The sequence below is a fragment of the Microbacterium sp. HA-8 genome (assembly GCF_046111165.1).
Classification (GTDB): Bacteria; Actinomycetota; Actinomycetes; order Actinomycetales; family Microbacteriaceae; genus Microbacterium.
The window spans coordinates 1,734,928-1,751,740 of record NZ_CP162025.1 but is presented as its reverse complement, the minus strand read 5'-3'; the positions used below and the strand labels follow the sequence as shown (position 1 = coordinate 1,751,740).

Genomic DNA, 16,813 nt, shown 5'->3' with positions numbered 1-16,813 from the left:
CCACAGACTAATGCGCGGGACGGATGACGACCAAAAGGTCCCCCGCCTCGACCTGCTGCGTACCGCCGATCGCGAGCCGTTCGACCACCCCGTCGACGGGAGCGGTGATGCCCGCCTCCATCTTCATCGCCTCGATCGACGCGACCGCCTGGCCCGCCACCACGGTGTCACCCACGGTGCATTTGAGGGTCACGACGCCCGAGAAGGGCGCCGCCACCTGGCCCGGGCGCGACGTGTCGGCCTTCTCGGCTTGGCGGGTCTCGACGACGATGCTGCGATCACGCACGAACACGGGCCGCAGCTGGCCGTTGAGCGTGGTCATGACGGTGCGCATGCCCTTGGCATCCGGCTCGCCGATGGCCTCGAGTCCGACGTAGAGACGTACACCCCGCTCGATCTCGACGACGTGCTCGTCACCCGCGACCAGGCCGTAGAGGTAGTCGGCGGTGTCGAGCAGCGAGACGTCGCCGAACACCTCGCGCACCTGCGCGAACTGCCGCGTCGGCGCCGGGAACAGCAGACGGTTCAGCGCATCGCGGCGCTCGCCCGAGGTGCCCTGCAACGCGGCGCGGTCGGCATCCGCCACGGGGGCGACCCCGATCTTGACGTCGCGGCCCGCGAGCACCGACGTGCGGAAGGGCTCGGGCCAGCCGCCGGGCAGGTCGCCCAGTTCACCGGCCATGAAGCCCACGACCGAGTCGGGGATGTCGTAGTTCTGCGGATTCGCGGCGAACTCGGCGGGGTCGGCCTTGACCGCGGCCAGGTGCAGGGCCAGGTCGCCGACCACCTTGGAGGACGGCGTCACCTTGGGGATGCGGCCGAGGATGTCGTTCGCGGCCGCATACATGTCCTCGATCAGCTCGAAATCGTCGGCGAGTCCGAGCGCGATGGCCTGCTGGCGCAGGTTCGAGAGCTGCCCGCCCGGGATCTCGTGCCGGTACACACGGCCGGTCGGCCCCGGAAGCCCCGACTCGAACGGCCGGTACATGCCGCGCACAGCCTCCCAGTACGGCTCGAGGTCGGCGACCGCCGCGAGATCGAGACCGGTGTCGCGCTCGGTGTGAGCGAGCGCGGCGACGAGGGCCGACAGGGAGGGCTGGCTCGTCGTGCCCGCGAGGGGGGCGGATGCCGCATCGACAGCATCCGCGCCCGCCGCACTCGCCGCGAGCAGCGTCGCCAGCTGACCGCCGGCCGTGTCGTGGGTGTGGACATGCACCGGCACGTCGAAGCGGGCGCGGAACGCCTCGACGAGACGCGCGGCCGCGGCGGGCCGCAGCAGTCCCGCCATGTCCTTGATCGCGAGGATGTGCGCACCCGCGCCGACGATCTGATCGGCCAGGCGCAGGTAGTAGTCGAGGGTGTAGAGATCCTCGGCCGGGTTGAGCAGGTCTCCGGTGTAGCAGACCGCGACCTCGGCGATGGTCGTGCCGGTCTCGAGCACGGCATCGATCGCGGGACGCATCTGGGCGACGTCGTTGAGGGCGTCGAAGATGCGGAAGATGTCGACACCCGACGCGGCAGCCTCGTGCACGAACGCATCGGTGACCTCGGTCGGGTAGGGCGTGTACCCCACCGTGTTGCGCCCGCGCAGCAGCATCTGGATCGGGATGTTCGGCATCGCCTGGCGCAGCTTCTCGAGGCGCTCCCAAGGGTCCTCGCCGAGGAAGCGCAGCGCGACGTCGTACGTTGCCCCGCCCCAGGCCTCGACCGAGAGCAGCTGAGGGGTCAGGCGCGCGACGTACGGCGCCGCGGCGACGAGGTCGCGGGTGCGCACGCGCGTCGCCAGCAGCGACTGGTGCGCGTCGCGGAAGGTCGTCTCGGTGACCGCCAGCGCGGTCTGCTCGCGCAGCGCCCGCGCGAACCCGGCCGGGCCGAGCTCGAGGAGACGCTGCCGGGCTCCTGCGGGCGGCGCAGACTGCAGGTCGATCGCCGGAAGCTTGACCGCCGGGTCGATCGAGAGCGGGTTCTCACCGTTCGGCTTGTTGACGGTGACGTCGACGAGCCAGTTCAGGATCTTCGTGCCGCGGTCCTTGGACTCGCGTCCCTCCAGCAGACCGGGTCGCTCGTCGATGAAAGAGGTCGCGACGTCGCCCGCGACGAAGGCGGGGTCATCGAGCACGGCCTGAAGGAACCGGATGTTGGTCGACACACCCCGGATGCGGAACTCGGCCAGCGCGCGTCGGGCGCGCGAGACGGCGGCGGGAAAATCACGGCCGCGGCACGTGAGCTTGGCCAGCATCGAGTCGAAGTGCGGGCTCACCTGCGACCCCGCGGCGGTCGTACCGCCGTCGAGACGGATGCCCGCCCCGCCCGGCGAGCGGTAGGTCGTGATCTTTCCCGTGTCGGGCCGGAACCCCTGCGTGGGATCCTCCGTCGTGATGCGGCACTGCAGCGCCGCGCCGCGCAGGCGGATGCGCTCCTGCGCGAGACCGAGTTCGTCGAGGGTCTGCCCCGCGGCGATGCGCATCTGCGACTGCACGAGGTCGACATCCGTCACCTCTTCGGTGACCGTGTGCTCGACCTGGATGCGCGGGTTCATCTCGATGAAGACGTGCTGGCCGGCCCGCTCCCCCGCGGTGTCGACGAGGAACTCGACGGTGCCCGCGTTCTCGTAGCCGATCGAGCGGGCGAATGCGATCGCGTCGCGGTGCAGTCGTTCACGCAGCGTGTCGTCGAGATTGGGCGCGGGGGCGATCTCGATGACCTTCTGGTGCCGGCGCTGGACGGAGCAGTCCCGTTCGAACAGGTGCACCGTGTGACCGGTGCCGTCGGCGAGGACCTGCACCTCGATGTGCCGGGGGCGCACGACCGCCTGCTCGAGGAACATGCGCGGATCGCCGAACGCGCTGTCGGCCTCGCGCATCGCCTCGGCGAGGGCGGGAGCGAGCTCCTCTTTGGTCTCGACGCGGCGCATGCCGCGCCCGCCGCCGCCGGCAACGGCCTTGGCGAAGATCGGGAAGCCGATGCCCTCGGCCTGCGCGACGAGGTGGTCGATGTCGTCGCTCGCCTCGGTGGAGGCGAGCACCGGAACGCCGGCGGCGATCGCGTGCTGCTTGGCGGTGACCTTGTTGCCGGCCATCTCGAGAACGCGGGCCGGGGGCCCGATGAACGTGATGCCGTTCTCGGCCGCGCGTGCGGCGAGATCGGGGTTCTCCGACAGGAAGCCGTACCCGGGGTAGATCGCGTCGGCGCCGCACTCGCGGGCGACGCGGATGATCTCGTCGACGTCGAGATAGGCGCGCACAGGGTGCCCGCGTTCGCCGATCTGATAGGCCTCGTCGGCCTTCAGTCGGTGCAGCGAGTTGCGATCCTCGTACGGGTAGACCGCGACGGTGCGCGCCCCCACCTCGTACGCCGCACGGAATGCTCGGATGGCGATCTCGCCTCGGTTCGCGACCAGGATCTTGCGGAACATGAGACCTCACAGCGGCGGAGCGACGGGGCAAAGTGTGATCACAGCCTAGGGGACGGTAACGTAGAGCCTCGTGCACGTACTCAGCGTCAGTTCACTCAAGGGTGGGGTCGGCAAGACGACCGTGACACTGGGGCTGGCTTCGGCCGCGTTCGCCCGCGGTGTGCGGACGCTCGTGGTCGATCTCGACCCGCAGTCCGACGTATCCACCGGCATGGACATCCAGGTCGCGGGACGGCTGAACATCGCCGACGTCCTCGCCAATCCGAAGGAGAAGGTCGTTCGCCAGGCGATCACCTCCAGCGGGTGGGCGAAGGTGCATCCCGGCACGATCGACGTGCTGATCGGCAGTCCGTCGGCGATCAACTTCGACGGCCCGCACCCCTCGGTGCGCGATGTGTGGAAGCTCGAGGAGGCGCTCGCGACGATCGAGGCCGACTACGACCTCGTCCTCGTCGACTGCGCTCCCTCGCTCAATGCCCTGACCCGCACCGCCTGGGCGGCCTCCGACCGCGTCATCGTCGTGACCGAGCCCGGGCTCTTCTCCGTCGCCGCCGCCGACCGTGCGCTGCGGGCGATCGAGGAGATCCGCCGCGGGCTCTCCCCCCGCCTCCAACCGCTCGGCATCGTCGTCAACCGCGTACGCCCGCAGTCCATCGAGCACCAGTTCCGCATCAAGGAGCTGCGCGACATGTTCGGGCCGCTCGTGCTCTCGCCCCAGCTGCCGGAGCGCACGTCTCTGCAGCAGGCACAGGGCGCGGCCAAGCCGCTGCACATCTGGCCCGGCGACTCCGCGCAGGAGCTCGCCGCCGACTTCGACGCGCTGCTCGACCGCGTCATGCGCACGGGCCGGATCCCCGTGCCGGGTGAGGTGCGCGCGTAGTCACGCGCCCTGAGCCTGTCACGCGCCCTGAGCCTGTCGAAGGGCGACCCCTGGTGTGAGGTCAGGCCGAGCGCGCGGCGCGACGAGCCGCGAGCTCGTCCATCGCGTCGGGAACCTGCGGGTCGAACTCGACGAGCGTCGACTCGACCTCGCGCAGCACCTTGCCGACGGCGATGCCGAACACGCCCTGTCCGCGGCTGACGAGGTCGATGACCTCGTCGTTCGAGGTGCAGAGGTAGACGGACGCACCGTCGCTCATGAGGGTCGTCCCGGCGAGATCGCGGATTCCTGCGGCACGCAGCTGATCGACGGCGGTGCGGATCTGCTGCAGCGAGATCCCGGTGTCGAGCAGACGCTTGACGAGCTTGAGCACCAGGATGTCGCGGAACCCGTAGAGACGCTGCGAACCCGAGCCGCTGGCGCCGCGCACCGTGGGCTGGACGAGCTCGGTACGCGCCCAGTAGTCGAGCTGCCGGTAGGTGATGCCGGCGGCGCGGGCGGCGACCGCTCCGCGATAGCCGACCTCGTCATCCATGGCGGGCAGGCCGTCGGTGAAGAGCAGGTCTTCGACGAAGCGGGGTTCGTCGGCGAGTCCACCAGGGTTCATCGCGTCCTCCTCGCCTCGTTCGATCGCGCCTGCTCTAACGCTAGGTCACCGCCGGGCACCCGGCAACGACATCCGCCGCGACACGCCGACGACCGCTCGCGCACGGCGACGCTCACGGGAGCAGCCGAGACAGCGCCGCGCGCACGAAGACCGCACGCACCTCGTCGAGCCGGCGCGCAAGCTCCGGGCCCACCTCGCTCGCCCGTGCCCGCGACGATGCATCGGTTCGGTGCAGCAGCGGCGCCAGCGCCTGCTCGATGAGCGAGACATCCCGCTCGGCGCTCTGCCGCAGCGCCCGAACGTGCCGGGGCTCGATGCCGTGCCGGTCGAGCGCGACGATCGAGCGCAGCAGCGTCACGCTCGTCTCGCCGTAGGACTCGGCGGCGGGCAGGATGCCGGTGGAGATGGCCTCGTTGAGCAGCTGGGGGGCCGCGCCCGATGCGCTCAGCAGCTCGTCTCGGCGATACCGCCGTCCCTGCGGGTGAATGGTCGGCGGCGGCTGCTGCCCCGGGGTGAGCGGGTCGCGGCCGGCGTCGATCTCTTCGAGATAGTCGCGGATGACGCCGAGAGGCAGATAGTGGTCGCGCTGCAGCTGCAGGGCCAGACGCAGACGGTCGACGTCTGCGGAGGAGAACTTGCGGTAGCCGGACTCGGTGCGGGTGGGGGTCACGATGCCCTGCACCTCGAGGAAGCGCAGCTTCGACGACGTCAGCGTCGGGAACTCGGGGGTGAGTCGGGAGAGCACCTGACCTATGCCGAGGAGACCCGCGGCGGGGGCACTCCCGCGGGCGGACGCCGCGGGCATCAGTCGTTCGCCGCCTGAGGCAGATCGACGGGCGAGATGAAGAACGTCAGACGGAACTTGCCGATGCGCACCTCGGCGCCGTTGACGAGCACGGCGCGGTCGACGCGCTCGCCGTTGACGTACGTGCCGTTCAGCGAGCGCTGATCGACGATCTCGAACTCGGCGGCGTGACGGGTGATCTCGGCGTGACGGCGCGACACCGTCACGTCGTCGAAGAAGATGTCGGCTTCGGGATGCCGCCCCACGGTCGACACGTCCGTGTCGAGCAGGTAGCGGGCACCGGCCGTGGGGCCCGACCGCACGAGCAGCAGCGCTGCGCGCGCGGGGAGCGCCTGGATGGCGTCGAGTTCGGCCTGCGAGAGCTCGGCGCCGAACGGGACGAAGGAGAGGTCCGAGTCGTGCCCGAACGTCTGCGTCGTGTCGGTCGGCGAGTGGCCGGCGTCCGCCTCGCGGCGAAGGCCGTCGACGGGCCGGTATTGCGGGTCTGACACGCTGTCCTCCTTGGCCTTCCAGCGTAGCCGATGATCCTCCCGCCGACCGAGGCGGATCCCGGGCCGACCTCGGATGCCCGTCATGTTTCGTCGTGTGAAGCCCGGCATGCCGGGCGGGTCGGGTCGCCCGTAGCCTCTATCCATCGAAGCTCGTCGTCGAAAGGAACCGCCGTGTCGTACCAGGACCGTCCCGCGTCGCCCCTCCAGGTGCGTGAGCGTGCGGTCTGCATGTGCGAGATCGGCGCGTCCTGCACGAGCTACGAGCCCGGCCACGCCGTGCATCTCATCCAGCGACGCCTCGTCGCGGCCACACCCGGTGAGTGGGTGGACGCGATCGTCGAGTCGGTCGACACGGCGGCCGGCGTCGTGCGGGTGCGCGATGTGTTCGATCAGGCACCGCGCACGCTCTTCAGCGCCGCGGGAGCCGCGAACGCCGTGCGCGTCGGCGAGCCGGTGGCGGTGCACCCGCGCTACCACGTGCTGGCGCGGGGCGCGCAGCGCTTCAACGTGCGCGCCGACTGACGCGCAGCATCCACTCTTCTCGGCCGGACCCGGCCGACGGATCAGGCCATCGCAGCCATCGACTGCTTGAGCGCCATGCAGGCGTCCATGCACGCCCGGCAGGAGTCGGCGCACATCTTGCAGACGGCGCTGGCCTCGGCGTGGGTCATGCACTCGTCCATGCACACCTGGCACATGGCGATGCAGGCGTCGAGCATCGCCATCATCGAGGTGCGGTCCATGCCCGACATGCGCATCATCGACCGCATCATGGTGTTGCACATGTCGGCGCAGTTCATGCACATGGGTGCGCACGACATCATCTGGCCGTCCATCGTCTGCACCGAGCAGACCGTGCATGCCTGCTCGCAGGCCGAGCAGGCATCCATACAGGCCTGCATGAGGTCCATGTCGATGCCCGCCATCGTGTCCATCGACATCATGTCCTTGGACATCTGGTCCATCATCATCGCGTCCATCCCGCGCCACCCTTCGGTCGACCGTCGCGGGCAGGTACCGCCCGCCACGCGCCATGCTACGTCGATGGATGCCGGGGCGACAGCCCCCGACGAGACTCAGCTAAAAGGTCCGGGAAGGGCTGCGCGTGCCTCACGTAGGAATGTCCGCGTAGTTCCCTGGGGTGATGAGCAGGGAGTTGTCGATGGCGGCGCGCCGTGAGATCACGAAGAAGTTCGCCCGCGAGTATGCGAAAGCAGGCAAGGAAGAGAAGGGCCGGCTGCTGGACGAGCTTGTGCACGCGACAGGCTGGACGCGTGATCACGCGCGCCGCGCGATCCGTGCCGCGAACGCACGCAAAGGTGCCGCGCGCGATCAGCAGCGTAAGCCGCGTGAGCGGAAGTACTCCTACGATGCGCTCGTGGTGCTGCAAGAAGTCTGGCGGCTGTCCGGGCAGCCGTCGGGAAAGTACTTCGCGGCGATCATGGACGACACCCTCGAACGCCTCGTCCGCTTCCGTGAGCTCGGCAAGGTCGAGCAGCGGGTCACACCGGAGGTGCTGGACGAGTTGCGATCGATGAGCGCCGCGACGATCGACCGGTACCTGAAACCGCACAAGGACGCCGCCTACCCGGTCGCGGTCTCGGGCACGAAGCCGTCCCACATCCTGCGCTCTTCGATCCCGACGCGCACCAGCATGGACGCCCCGCTGACCGTCCCGGGGTTCCTGGAGCTGGACACCGTCGCGCACTGCGGCCACTCCCTCAAAGGCGAGTTCCTGCGCACCCTGACCGGCACCGACCCGGTCGCGGGGTGGACGATGCTGCGCACGATCCGCAACAACGCCTACGTGCACGTGCACGGCGCCCTGGAATGGATGGTGAAGAACGCGCCCGTCCCGGTCGCCGGGCTCGACTTCGACAACGGATCCGAGTTCATGAACTGGGGCGTGATCGCCTGGGCGGACAAGAAGGAGATCCCCGTCACCCGGGGGCGTCCCTACAAGCACAACGACAACGCGCACGTCGAGCAACGCAACGGCGACTGGGTCCGCAAACACGCGTTCCGCTACCGCTACGAGACCGAGGCGGAGATGACCCTGCTCAACGAGCTCTGGGATTTCGTGATGGCCCGCAAGAACCATCTGCTGCCCTGCGTGAAAGCGATCGACTGGACCCACACCGCAGCCGGCCGGAAGAAGCGCGTCTACGACAAGCCACGTACCCCCTACCAGCGGTTGCTCGACGCCGGTGTGCTCGACGAGAAGACCCGCGCCCGACTGGAGCGCGAGCATGCGAAGCTGAACCCGGCACGGATCACCCGACGGATCAACCAGATCCAGCAACAACTCATCGAACTCGCCGCCGCCCGCACCCAGGGCACCCGCCCCGCCGCCTGAGCTACGCGGACATTTCACGTGAGGCAAGCATCACTCACTCCCGGACATCTTGACGTGAGGCAAGACGGCCCCGGTTAGGGTCGATGAGTGCCCTTCTCCTTCACCCGCACCCGCTCCTCCCGTCGTGTCGGCATGGCCGCCGCCATCGCCGCGGTCGCCGCCGTCCTGATGCTCGCACCGTCGCCCGCGAGCGCCCACGACGACCTGCTCGGCAGCGACCCCGAGGACGGCGTCGTGCTCGAGACCGCGCCCGCGCAGGTCGAGCTGCGCTACTCCGCCGAGCCCCTCGATGAGCCCGGCGGCACCATCGTGCGCGTCGTCGACCCCGAGGGCGCCGAGGTGCAGCAGGGCGAGCCCGAGGTCGTCGACAACGCCGTGATCCAGGCGATCGCGGCCGATGCGGCCGTCGTCGGGACCTACACCGTGACGTGGCGCGTCGTGTCGAGCGACGGTCACGCGATCTCGGGCGAGCTGCTGTTCTCGGTCGGCGAGGAGTCCGAACCGGCCGACGCACCGAGCGAGGGTCCGATCCCCGAGGACGGCGTGCCCACCGCGGTCGTCGCGCTCTGGATCATAGGCGGCGTCGTCGCGATCGGCGTGATGGGGGCCGTCGTGGCTGTGCTGGTGGCGATCTCGCGACGCCGCGGCAGCGAGGACTGAGCACCCTCCCCCGCGCCCCCGGCCCGCCCGGATGCACCCGCGCGCGGGACTAGGCTGGGAGTCATGCCTCACTACGATGTCGTCATCCTCGGAGCCGGCCCCGGCGGGTATGTCGCGGCCGTGCGCAGCGCCCAGCTCGGCCTGTCCACCGCCATCATCGAAGAGAAGTACTGGGGTGGTGTCTGCCTCAACGTCGGCTGCATCCCCTCCAAGGCGCTTCTGAAGAACGCCGAGCTCGCGCACATCTTCGCGCACAAGGCGAAGCTGTTCGGCATCCAGGGGGACGTCACCTTCGACTACCGCGCCGCGTGGGACCGCAGCCGCGACGTCGCCGACGGCCGCGTCAAGGGCATCCACTACCTGATGAAGAAGAACAAGGTCACCGAGTACGACGGCCGAGGCACCTTCACCGACAAGAACACGATCCAGGTCGCGAAGGCCGACGGCGGCAGCGAGACCGTCACGTTCGACAACGCGATCATCGCGACCGGCTCGACCGTGCGCCTGCTGCCCGGGGTGACCCTCAGCGAGAACGTCGTCACCTACGAGGAGCAGATCCTCGCGCCCGAGCTGCCCGGATCGATCGTCATCGTCGGCGCGGGTGCGATCGGCATGGAGTTCGCCTACGTCCTGTCGAACTACGGCGTGAAGGTCACGATCATCGAGTTCCTCGACCGGGCGCTTCCCAACGAAGACGCCGACGTGTCGAAAGAGATCCAGAAGCAGTACCGCAATTACAAGATCGACATCCTCACCTCGACCAAGGTCGAGAAGATCGACGACCAGGGCGACAAGGTCGTCGTCAGCTACACGGGCAAGGACGGCGCGGCCGGATCGATCGAGGCCGACAAGGTCATGATGTCGATCGGCTTCGCGCCGCGGGTCGAGGGCTTCGGTCTCGAGTCGACCGGGGTGCAGCTCACCGAGCGCGGTGCCATCGCGATCGATGACCACATGCGCACCAACGTGCCGCACATCTACGCCATCGGCGATGTGACCGCCAAGCTGCAGCTGGCCCACGTGGCCGAGGCACAGGGCGTGGTCGCCGCCGAGACCATCGGCAAGGCCGAGACCATGACGCTGGGCGACTACCGCATGATGCCGCGAGCGACGTTCTGCTCACCGCAGGTCGCGTCGTTCGGTCTGACCGAGCAGCAGGCCAAGGACGAGGGCCACGAGATCAAGGTCGCGACCTTCCCGTTCATGGCCAACGGCAAGGCGCACGGCCTGGGTGAGCCCGTCGGGTTCGTCAAGCTGATCGCGGACGCCGAGCACCTCGAGCTGCTGGGCGCGCACATGATCGGCCCCGACGTGTCGGAGCTGCTGCCCGAGCTGACGCTGGCCCAGAAGTGGGACCTCACGGCGCTCGAGCTCGCCCGCAACGTGCACACGCACCCGACGCTGTCCGAGGCCCTGCAGGAGGGCTTCCACGGACTCGCGGGTCACATGATCAACTTCTGACGCGGTCAGCCCCCGGGGGGGGTGAGCAGGCGCGGCGGGTCAGCGGCCGAGGGCGCGCTGGAGCTTCGAGCCGGATGCTGCCTGCCGGCCGCCGACCGCCGTCACGGCATCGTCGACCGCGGTGAAGAACCGCTCGCGCCAGGCCGGATCCGCGGGTGCGGCGGGGCCGAGTTCGACCTCCCACTCGCGCCATGCGGTCGAGGTGCCGCCGCGCAGGTCGGACGCGGTCACGTGATCATCGACGAACTCGGCCACGAGCGCGCCGTCCGCATCGACGAGCGCGGTGGCGTGGCGCTCGTTCTGCACGCGCGCGAGCGGGCTCAGGTCGTCGTCGGCGCACCACACCGCGACCGCGGTGCGCACCGCGGGCGGCACGACGAGTGACCCGAGGTCGTCGGGCAGCGGGTCGGCGCCGAGCGGCCAGCCGTATTCGTGCCGCCCGTCGGGCCCGCTGGTCTTGACGTGCCAGCCCTCGTCGGGACCGCCGGACCGGCGCCGCAGCGCCACCGCGGCCGTCGCCAGGGCAAGCCCCCGCGTGTCGAGGTAGACGGCGTCGAGCAGCCGGACCTCGCGGTCGCCGACGGCGACGACCCCCGGCATCCCGCTCAGGTCGGGCACCCGGGTCGAGGCATCGACGTCGTATTTGCGCTCGACCTCGATCGAGCGGGTCGGCTCAGTCGTCGGTCGGCCCGATCTCTTGCGTGGACTCGACGAAGACGAACCGGGCCTGCGTGGGCCCGTCGTGCGCGCCGGTGTGCTCGGGCGCTCCCTCGCGCTGGTAGACGACCTGACCGTCGCTGTAGGCGACGATGAGCGAATCCTGCTGAGGGTCCTCGAGGGGCACCACCTGACCGTCCAGGGGCCCGCCGGAAAGACGTGCGATAGCCATGTTTTCCTCCTGCCCCGAGCCTAGACCCGAGCGCCGACGCGGGGCCGGTCGACCCGCGGTGCGGCGCCGTCACTCCGGGGCCCTATGATTCGTCGCATGAAGGCCATCCGCACGTTCACGGTCCGCCCGGTGCTCGCCGACAGCATCCGCCCGCTCGACACGCTCGCCGCCAACTGGCGCTGGTCGTGGAGCCGGGCCACGCACGCGCTCTTCGCGTCGATGGATCCGGGGCTGTGGGACTCGGTCGGCGAGAACCCGGCGCGGATGCTGGGGGCCCTCGGCCAGGAGCGACTCGATGCCCTCGCCGCCGATGACGCGTTCGTCGAGCGCGTGCGCGAGGAGGCGGAGCGACTCGACGCCTACCTCACGGGAGACCGCTGGTATCAGCGCGTGACCGGCGAGAAGCCCGCGCACATCGCCTACTTCTCGCCGGAGTTCGGGGTCGACGGGTCGCTTCCGCAGTACTCGGGCGGTCTCGGCATCCTGGCGGGCGATCACCTCAAGAGCGCCTCCGACCTCGGCGTGCCGCTCACGGGAGTGGGGCTGTTCTACCGCGCCGGCTACTTCCGTCAGTCGATCGGCGACGACGGATGGCAGCGCGAGAGCTATCCCCTGCTCGACCCGTACGGGCTCGGCCTGACCCTGCTGCGCGAGGCCGACGGCGCGCCGGTCGAGATCGTCCTCGAGGTGCCCGGCGGGCGCGTGCTGCACGCACGCGTCTGGGTCGCGGACATCGGTCGGGTGCCGCTGCTGCTGCTGGACTCGGAAACCCCCTCCAACACCGAGGACCTCGCCCGGGTCACCGACCGCCTCTACGGCGGCGGCGGCGAGCACCGCCTGCTGCAGGAACTGCTGCTGGGCGTCGGCGGCGTGCGTGCGGTGCGCGCGTGGTGCCGTATCTCGGGGCGCCCGACACCGGATGTGTACCACACCAATGAGGGTCACGCCGGGTTCCAGGGCATCGAGCGGATGTCGGAGCTGATCACCCACGACGGCCTGACGTTCGAGGCTGCACTGGCGCAGGTGCGGGCACCGACGGTGTTCACCACGCACACCCCCGTGCCCGCGGGCATCGACCGCTTTCCGAAGGACCTCATCGCCAGCTACCTCGCGAGCGGCCTGCTCACCGGCGTCGACCCGCAGCGGGCGCTGGCCCTGGGGCTCGAGGACTGGCCGGGCGGCGACCCCGGCGTGTTCAACATGGCGGTGCTCGGGCTGCATCTCGGCCAGCACGCCAACGGCGTCTCGCTGCTGCACGGCTCGGTCAGCCGCGGCATGTTCGGTCAGCTGTGGCCCGGTGTCGACACCGACGAGGTGCCGATCACCTCGATCACCAACGGCGTACACCCCCCGACGTGGCTGCATCCGGCGCTCAAGGCCGTCAGCGAGCGGGTCTTCGGCGACGCGCACGTCGAGACGCACGACTGGACCGACACCGCGCTCGTCTCGGACCGCGAGCTGTGGGATGTCAAGCAGACGATGAAGGGCGAGCTCGTCGAGCACGCGCGGCGCATGCTCGGCCAGGACACGATCCTCGATCCCGAGGTTCTCACGATCGGGTTCGCCCGCCGGGTACCCACCTACAAGCGCCTCACGCTCATGCTGCGCGACCCGGAGCGCCTCACGAAGCTGCTGACCGACCCCGAGCGTCCGGTGCAGATCGTCGTGGCGGGCAAATCGCACCCCGCGGACGACTCCGGCAAGATCCTCATCCAGCAGCTCGTGCGCTTCAGCCGCGACCCGAAGGTGCGCGGGCGCATCGTCTTCCTGCCCGACTACGACATCACCCTGGCCAAGACCCTCTACCCGGGCTGCGACGTGTGGCTGAACAACCCGCTGCGACCGCTCGAGGCGTGCGGCACGTCGGGCATGAAGGCCGCACTGAACGGAGCACTGAACCTGTCGATCCTCGACGGGTGGTGGGACGAGTGGTTCGACGGCCGCAACGGCTGGGCGATCCCGACGGCCGACACCTCGGCGTCGGACGAGGAGCGCGACGACATCGAGGCCGCCGCGATGTACGACCTGATCGAGCACCAGCTCGTGCCCGCGTTCTATGAGCGCGAGGACGGCATGCCCCCGCGCTGGCTGTCGATGGTGCGCCACACCATCACGGAGCTGGGCACCAAGGCGACGAGCGACCGGATGGTGCGCGACTACGTCACGACGCTCTACGCCCCCGCCGCGGCGCACGACGCGGCGCTGCGGGCCGATGATTTCGCCCTCGCGCGCGAGGTCGCCGGGTTCACGACGCGGGTGCGGGCCGCGTGGGGCGCGGTGCACATCGCGAACGTCGACAGCACCGGCATCCCGCAGCAGGCCCAGGCGGGCGACGAGCTCGAGGTGCGCGCGGTGGTCGCCCTCGACGGCCTCTCCGTCGACGACGTCGCCGTGCAGCTCGTCTACGGGAACACCGACACCGACGACGCGATCTGCGCCCCGCACCAGGTGATCCGCCTCGAGCCGCAGGGCGCCGCGGTCGACGGGCTGACGACGTTCACGGGAACGCTGCCGCTCGCCGTCACCGGCACCTTCGGCTACACCGTGCGCGCCGTACCGACCCACCCGCAGCTGGTCAGCGACGTCGAGCTGGGCCTTGTCACGTATGCGTCGTAGGCGCGCGCGGTGAAGCCCTTCGTCCTGCTCGCGACCCGCGCCGAAGACCTGCCCGCCGACGAGGAGTACCGCCTCTTTCTGCGCTTCACGGGCCTTCAGGAGCGGGACCTGCACCGGATCCGCCTCGAGGCGGGTCCCATGCCGGAGCTCGACCTCGACGAGCTGTCCGGCATCTTCGTCGGCGGCGGACCCTTCAACGCCTCCGACCCCGCGGACGCGAAGTCGGCCGTGCAGCGCCGCGTCGAGGCCGAGATGCACACCCTTCTCGACCAGGTCGTCGCCCGGGACTTCCCTTTCCTCGGCGCGTGTTACGGCATCGGTACGCTCGGCACGCACCAGGGCGCGACGATCGACCGCACGTACTCCGAGCCGATCAGCGTCACCCGCGTCGAGCTGACGGATGCCGGAGCCGCCGATCCGCTGTTCGCGCACATGCCGCGCGGGTTCGCCGCCTTCGTCGGCCACAAAGAGGCGGCGCACGCACTGCCGCCGCACGCGGTACGGCTGGCCTCGTCGGAGGCCTGCCCCGTGCAGGCCTTCCGGGTGGGGCGCAACGTGTACGCGACGCAGTTCCACCCCGAGCTCGATGTCGAAGGCATCACGACGCGCATCCGCGCGTACGCCGGGTTCGGGTACTTCGCGGCCGACGAACTCGACCTCACGCTCGCGGCCGTGCGGGCCGAACCCGTCGTGCATCCCGGCCGGCTGCTGGCCACCTTCGCGGCACGCTACGCGCGCTGACCCGGGATGCCGGGGCTCAGCGCCCGGTCACCGTCAGCTCGACCGGCACCTCGAGCGCCGGCTGCAGACGGGCGAGCGCCGGAGCCAGGCCGAGGTCGACGAGGCGGATGCGCCCCGCGAGTTCGGGACCGCGCCCGGTGACGAGCCCCGCCTTGAGCGCACCCATCGTGACGGTGACGTCCGCGGCGAGCACGGTGTCGTCAGCGGTGCCGATGTCGGGGTGCAGGCCGCTCGGCAGGTCGACGGCGAGCACCCGGGGCCCGTCCTCGACGGACGTCGCGGGCAGCAGAGCGGCGACGGCCGCGCGCGCGATGCCGCGCAGCGCGGGGTTCGCCGAGGTGCCGATGCCGAGGATCCCATCGATCACGAGCCGGTACTCCGATGCGCCCGCCTTGACCGCATCGAACCCGCGACACGTCACTCCCGCACGACGCGCGGCCCCGAGAGCCTCGCTGTGCGCCCCGTCCGAGGTCAGCAGCAGGTCGACGTCGCGCCCCTCGGCGGCGAGCTGCGCCGCCGCATACAGCGCGTCGCCCCCGTTGTTTCCGCGACCCGCCAGCACGAGCACGGGGCCGGGCCGCTCCCCCAGCAGCTCCCGCGCCGCGTCGGCGACCGCCTCGGCGGCCCGCTCCATGAGCGGCTCACCGGCGGCGAGCAGGGTCTCTTCGGCGGCACGCACGGCCGCGGCCGTATACGCGGGCATGCGACGGGTCTGGGTCTGAGGCACCTGCCGGGTGCCGGCATCCACTGTCATCAGCTCGTCTCCTTCGACGATGCGAGTGCGCTCTCACGCTCCTTCTGCTCATCATGCCTCGCCCGGTCGAGTTCGTCAGCAGCCAATCTGACGGCGCGCTCGGCGCGGCGGACGCGCCGCTGCAGGAACGTGGAGGCACCGTGGCGGGCGCGCACCCGATCCTGCTCCTCTTCGACGCCGACGAGCACATAGGACGCGGCGATGAGCACCACCTGGCTGGAGAGGTTGAACCACAGCAGCAACGCGATGAGCGCCGCGAACGAGGCGAGCAGCGGATTGGATCGGGCGCCGCCGACGAACAGCCCCGACAGCTGCTGCAGCACGACCAGGCCGGCGGCGCCGATGAGCGCGCCCGGGATCAGCGCGCGCGGCGAGGCCTTGACCCCCGACAGCACCACGAACAGCACCGCGACGACGACGGCGTCGAGCACGAAGACGACCACCGTCGAGACCAGCCAGGTCGCCCACGAGGCGAAGGGATGGTCGGAGGAAAGCCCGAACCACGACGCGACGACGTCGACCAGCGCCGTGCCGAGGAACGTCGCCGCGGCCGCAGCGCCCAGGGCCACCGCGACGCCGACGGCGACGCCCAGGTTCCGCAGCAGCGCCCACACGACGAAGATGTCGGTGTTGGGCTGATCGGCCAGCGCGCGCAGCGCGGCGCGCGCCTGCCCGACCGATCCGATCGCCGCGCCGAGAAGACCGATCGACGAGATCACACCCGCAATCGACAGGCCCGCCGGGGCCTGGATGTCGTTCGTGTCGACCAGGCCGTCCTCGCCGACGAGGCCCGGGATCACCTGATTGACGGCGTCGATGAGCGCCTGCCATGCGACCTGGTTGCCGGAGAGCCACAGGGCCGCGATCGAGAAGCCCAGCAGCACGGCTGCGAACACGGCGAAGAGCATGCGGTAGGTGATGCTGTCGGCGAGCATCGGACCGCGGTGCTCGCTGTAGAGCAGGAAGGCGCGCACGGGCTTGAGCGTGAGCGCCCATGCGATGGCGCGGGTGATCGGGGTGCCGGATGCCGAGGACTCTGCCATCGCCCCAGGCTAGGCCGTTGCGTCCCCGCCCCGCCGGGGGGTTGACACTCGGCGCCACCTCGCGTGGATAGGATGACCGCGGGAGAGAGGGAGGG

The 16,813-nt window shown here is 70.3% G+C and carries 16 protein-coding genes; 7 read left to right on the top strand and 9 right to left on the bottom strand.

What is annotated here, in order from left to right:
• Positions 1–7: 7 nt before the first annotated feature.
• Positions 8–3,415: a pyruvate carboxylase gene (locus tag AB2L57_RS08335; protein WP_409048560.1), complete on the bottom strand. Its 3,408-nt coding sequence runs from the start codon at positions 3,413–3,415 to the stop codon at positions 8–10.
• Positions 3,416–3,485: 70 nt separating this feature from the next.
• Here AB2L57_RS08335 and AB2L57_RS08330 point away from each other — a divergent pair, with 70 nt between their 5' ends.
• Positions 3,486–4,295, top strand: a complete 810-nt coding sequence (locus AB2L57_RS08330; protein ID WP_292811617.1) for a ParA family protein — start codon at positions 3,486–3,488, stop codon at positions 4,293–4,295.
• A 61-nt stretch (positions 4,296–4,356) separates the two neighbouring features.
• On the opposite strand, the gene AB2L57_RS08325 is transcribed toward AB2L57_RS08330, so the two are convergent.
• The 3 genes from AB2L57_RS08325 to AB2L57_RS08315 all read right to left on the bottom strand — a co-directional run bounded on the left by AB2L57_RS08325 (position 4,357) and on the right by AB2L57_RS08315 (position 6,198).
• Positions 4,357–4,902, bottom strand: coding sequence for a MerR family transcriptional regulator (locus AB2L57_RS08325; RefSeq protein ID WP_409048559.1), 546 nt, complete (start codon positions 4,900–4,902; stop codon positions 4,357–4,359).
• A 112-nt stretch (positions 4,903–5,014) separates the two neighbouring features.
• Positions 5,015–5,707, bottom strand: a complete 693-nt coding sequence (locus AB2L57_RS08320) for a MerR family transcriptional regulator (RefSeq protein ID WP_409048558.1) — start codon at positions 5,705–5,707, stop codon at positions 5,015–5,017.
• Positions 5,707–6,198 (bottom strand): FHA domain-containing protein, encoded by a 492-nt coding sequence (locus AB2L57_RS08315; protein WP_292812651.1) that lies wholly within the window; start codon positions 6,196–6,198, stop codon positions 5,707–5,709. Before AB2L57_RS08315 ends, AB2L57_RS08320 begins: the two co-directional genes overlap by 1 nt.
• A 171-nt stretch (positions 6,199–6,369) precedes the next feature.
• Here AB2L57_RS08315 and AB2L57_RS08310 point away from each other — a divergent pair, with 171 nt between their 5' ends.
• The gene (locus tag AB2L57_RS08310; protein ID WP_409048557.1) at positions 6,370–6,720 is read left to right on the top strand and encodes a hypothetical protein; all 351 of its coding nucleotides are present in this window, start codon (positions 6,370–6,372) and stop codon (positions 6,718–6,720) included.
• A 41-nt stretch (positions 6,721–6,761) separates the two neighbouring features.
• Here AB2L57_RS08310 and AB2L57_RS08305 read toward each other — a convergent pair whose 3' ends face one another.
• Complete coding sequence (locus AB2L57_RS08305) at positions 6,762–7,178, bottom strand: hypothetical protein (protein WP_292812655.1); 417 nt, start codon at positions 7,176–7,178, stop codon at positions 6,762–6,764.
• Between the two features lie 164 nt (positions 7,179–7,342).
• On the opposite strand from AB2L57_RS08305, the gene AB2L57_RS08300 reads away from it, so the two are divergent.
• The 3 genes from AB2L57_RS08300 to lpdA all read left to right on the top strand — a co-directional run bounded on the left by AB2L57_RS08300 (position 7,343) and on the right by lpdA (position 10,675).
• Positions 7,343–8,554, top strand: a complete 1,212-nt coding sequence (locus tag AB2L57_RS08300; protein ID WP_409046856.1) for an integrase — start codon at positions 7,343–7,345, stop codon at positions 8,552–8,554.
• Between the two features lie 87 nt (positions 8,555–8,641).
• Entirely contained in the window at positions 8,642–9,214 is a 573-nt protein-coding gene (locus AB2L57_RS08295) for a copper resistance protein CopC (RefSeq protein WP_409048556.1), read from the top strand.
• Between the two features lie 63 nt (positions 9,215–9,277).
• The gene (gene lpdA / locus AB2L57_RS08290) at positions 9,278–10,675 is read left to right on the top strand and encodes a dihydrolipoyl dehydrogenase (RefSeq protein WP_409048555.1); all 1,398 of its coding nucleotides are present in this window, start codon (positions 9,278–9,280) and stop codon (positions 10,673–10,675) included.
• 39 nt (positions 10,676–10,714) lie between these two features.
• On the opposite strand, the gene AB2L57_RS08285 is transcribed toward lpdA, so the two are convergent.
• Positions 10,715–11,335, bottom strand: coding sequence for a CYTH domain-containing protein (locus AB2L57_RS08285; RefSeq protein ID WP_409048605.1), 621 nt, complete (start codon positions 11,333–11,335; stop codon positions 10,715–10,717).
• A gap of 13 nt (positions 11,336–11,348) precedes the next feature.
• A complete protein-coding gene (locus tag AB2L57_RS08280; RefSeq protein WP_409048554.1) occupies positions 11,349–11,564 on the bottom strand; it encodes a response regulator in 216 nt (71 codons plus the stop codon).
• Between the two features lie 96 nt (positions 11,565–11,660).
• On the opposite strand from AB2L57_RS08280, the gene glgP reads away from it, so the two are divergent.
• Positions 11,661–14,180 carry an alpha-glucan family phosphorylase gene (glgP, locus tag AB2L57_RS08275; RefSeq protein WP_409048553.1) on the top strand — a complete coding sequence of 840 codons (2,520 nt, stop codon included), beginning with the start codon at positions 11,661–11,663 and terminating at the stop codon, positions 14,178–14,180.
• A 9-nt stretch (positions 14,181–14,189) separates the two neighbouring features.
• On the top strand, positions 14,190–14,921 hold the full coding sequence (locus AB2L57_RS08270) for a glutamine amidotransferase (RefSeq protein WP_409048552.1): 732 nt from the start codon (positions 14,190–14,192) through the stop codon (positions 14,919–14,921).
• Positions 14,922–14,937: 16 nt separating this feature from the next.
• Here AB2L57_RS08270 and AB2L57_RS08265 read toward each other — a convergent pair whose 3' ends face one another.
• Positions 14,938–15,675: an NAD(P)H-hydrate epimerase gene (locus tag AB2L57_RS08265; protein ID WP_409048551.1), complete on the bottom strand. Its 738-nt coding sequence runs from the start codon at positions 15,673–15,675 to the stop codon at positions 14,938–14,940.
• The gene (locus AB2L57_RS08260) at positions 15,675–16,718 is read right to left on the bottom strand and encodes a YhjD/YihY/BrkB family envelope integrity protein (protein WP_409048550.1); all 1,044 of its coding nucleotides are present in this window, start codon (positions 16,716–16,718) and stop codon (positions 15,675–15,677) included. Before AB2L57_RS08260 ends, AB2L57_RS08265 begins: the two co-directional genes overlap by 1 nt.
• Positions 16,719–16,813: the final 95 nt, after the last annotated feature.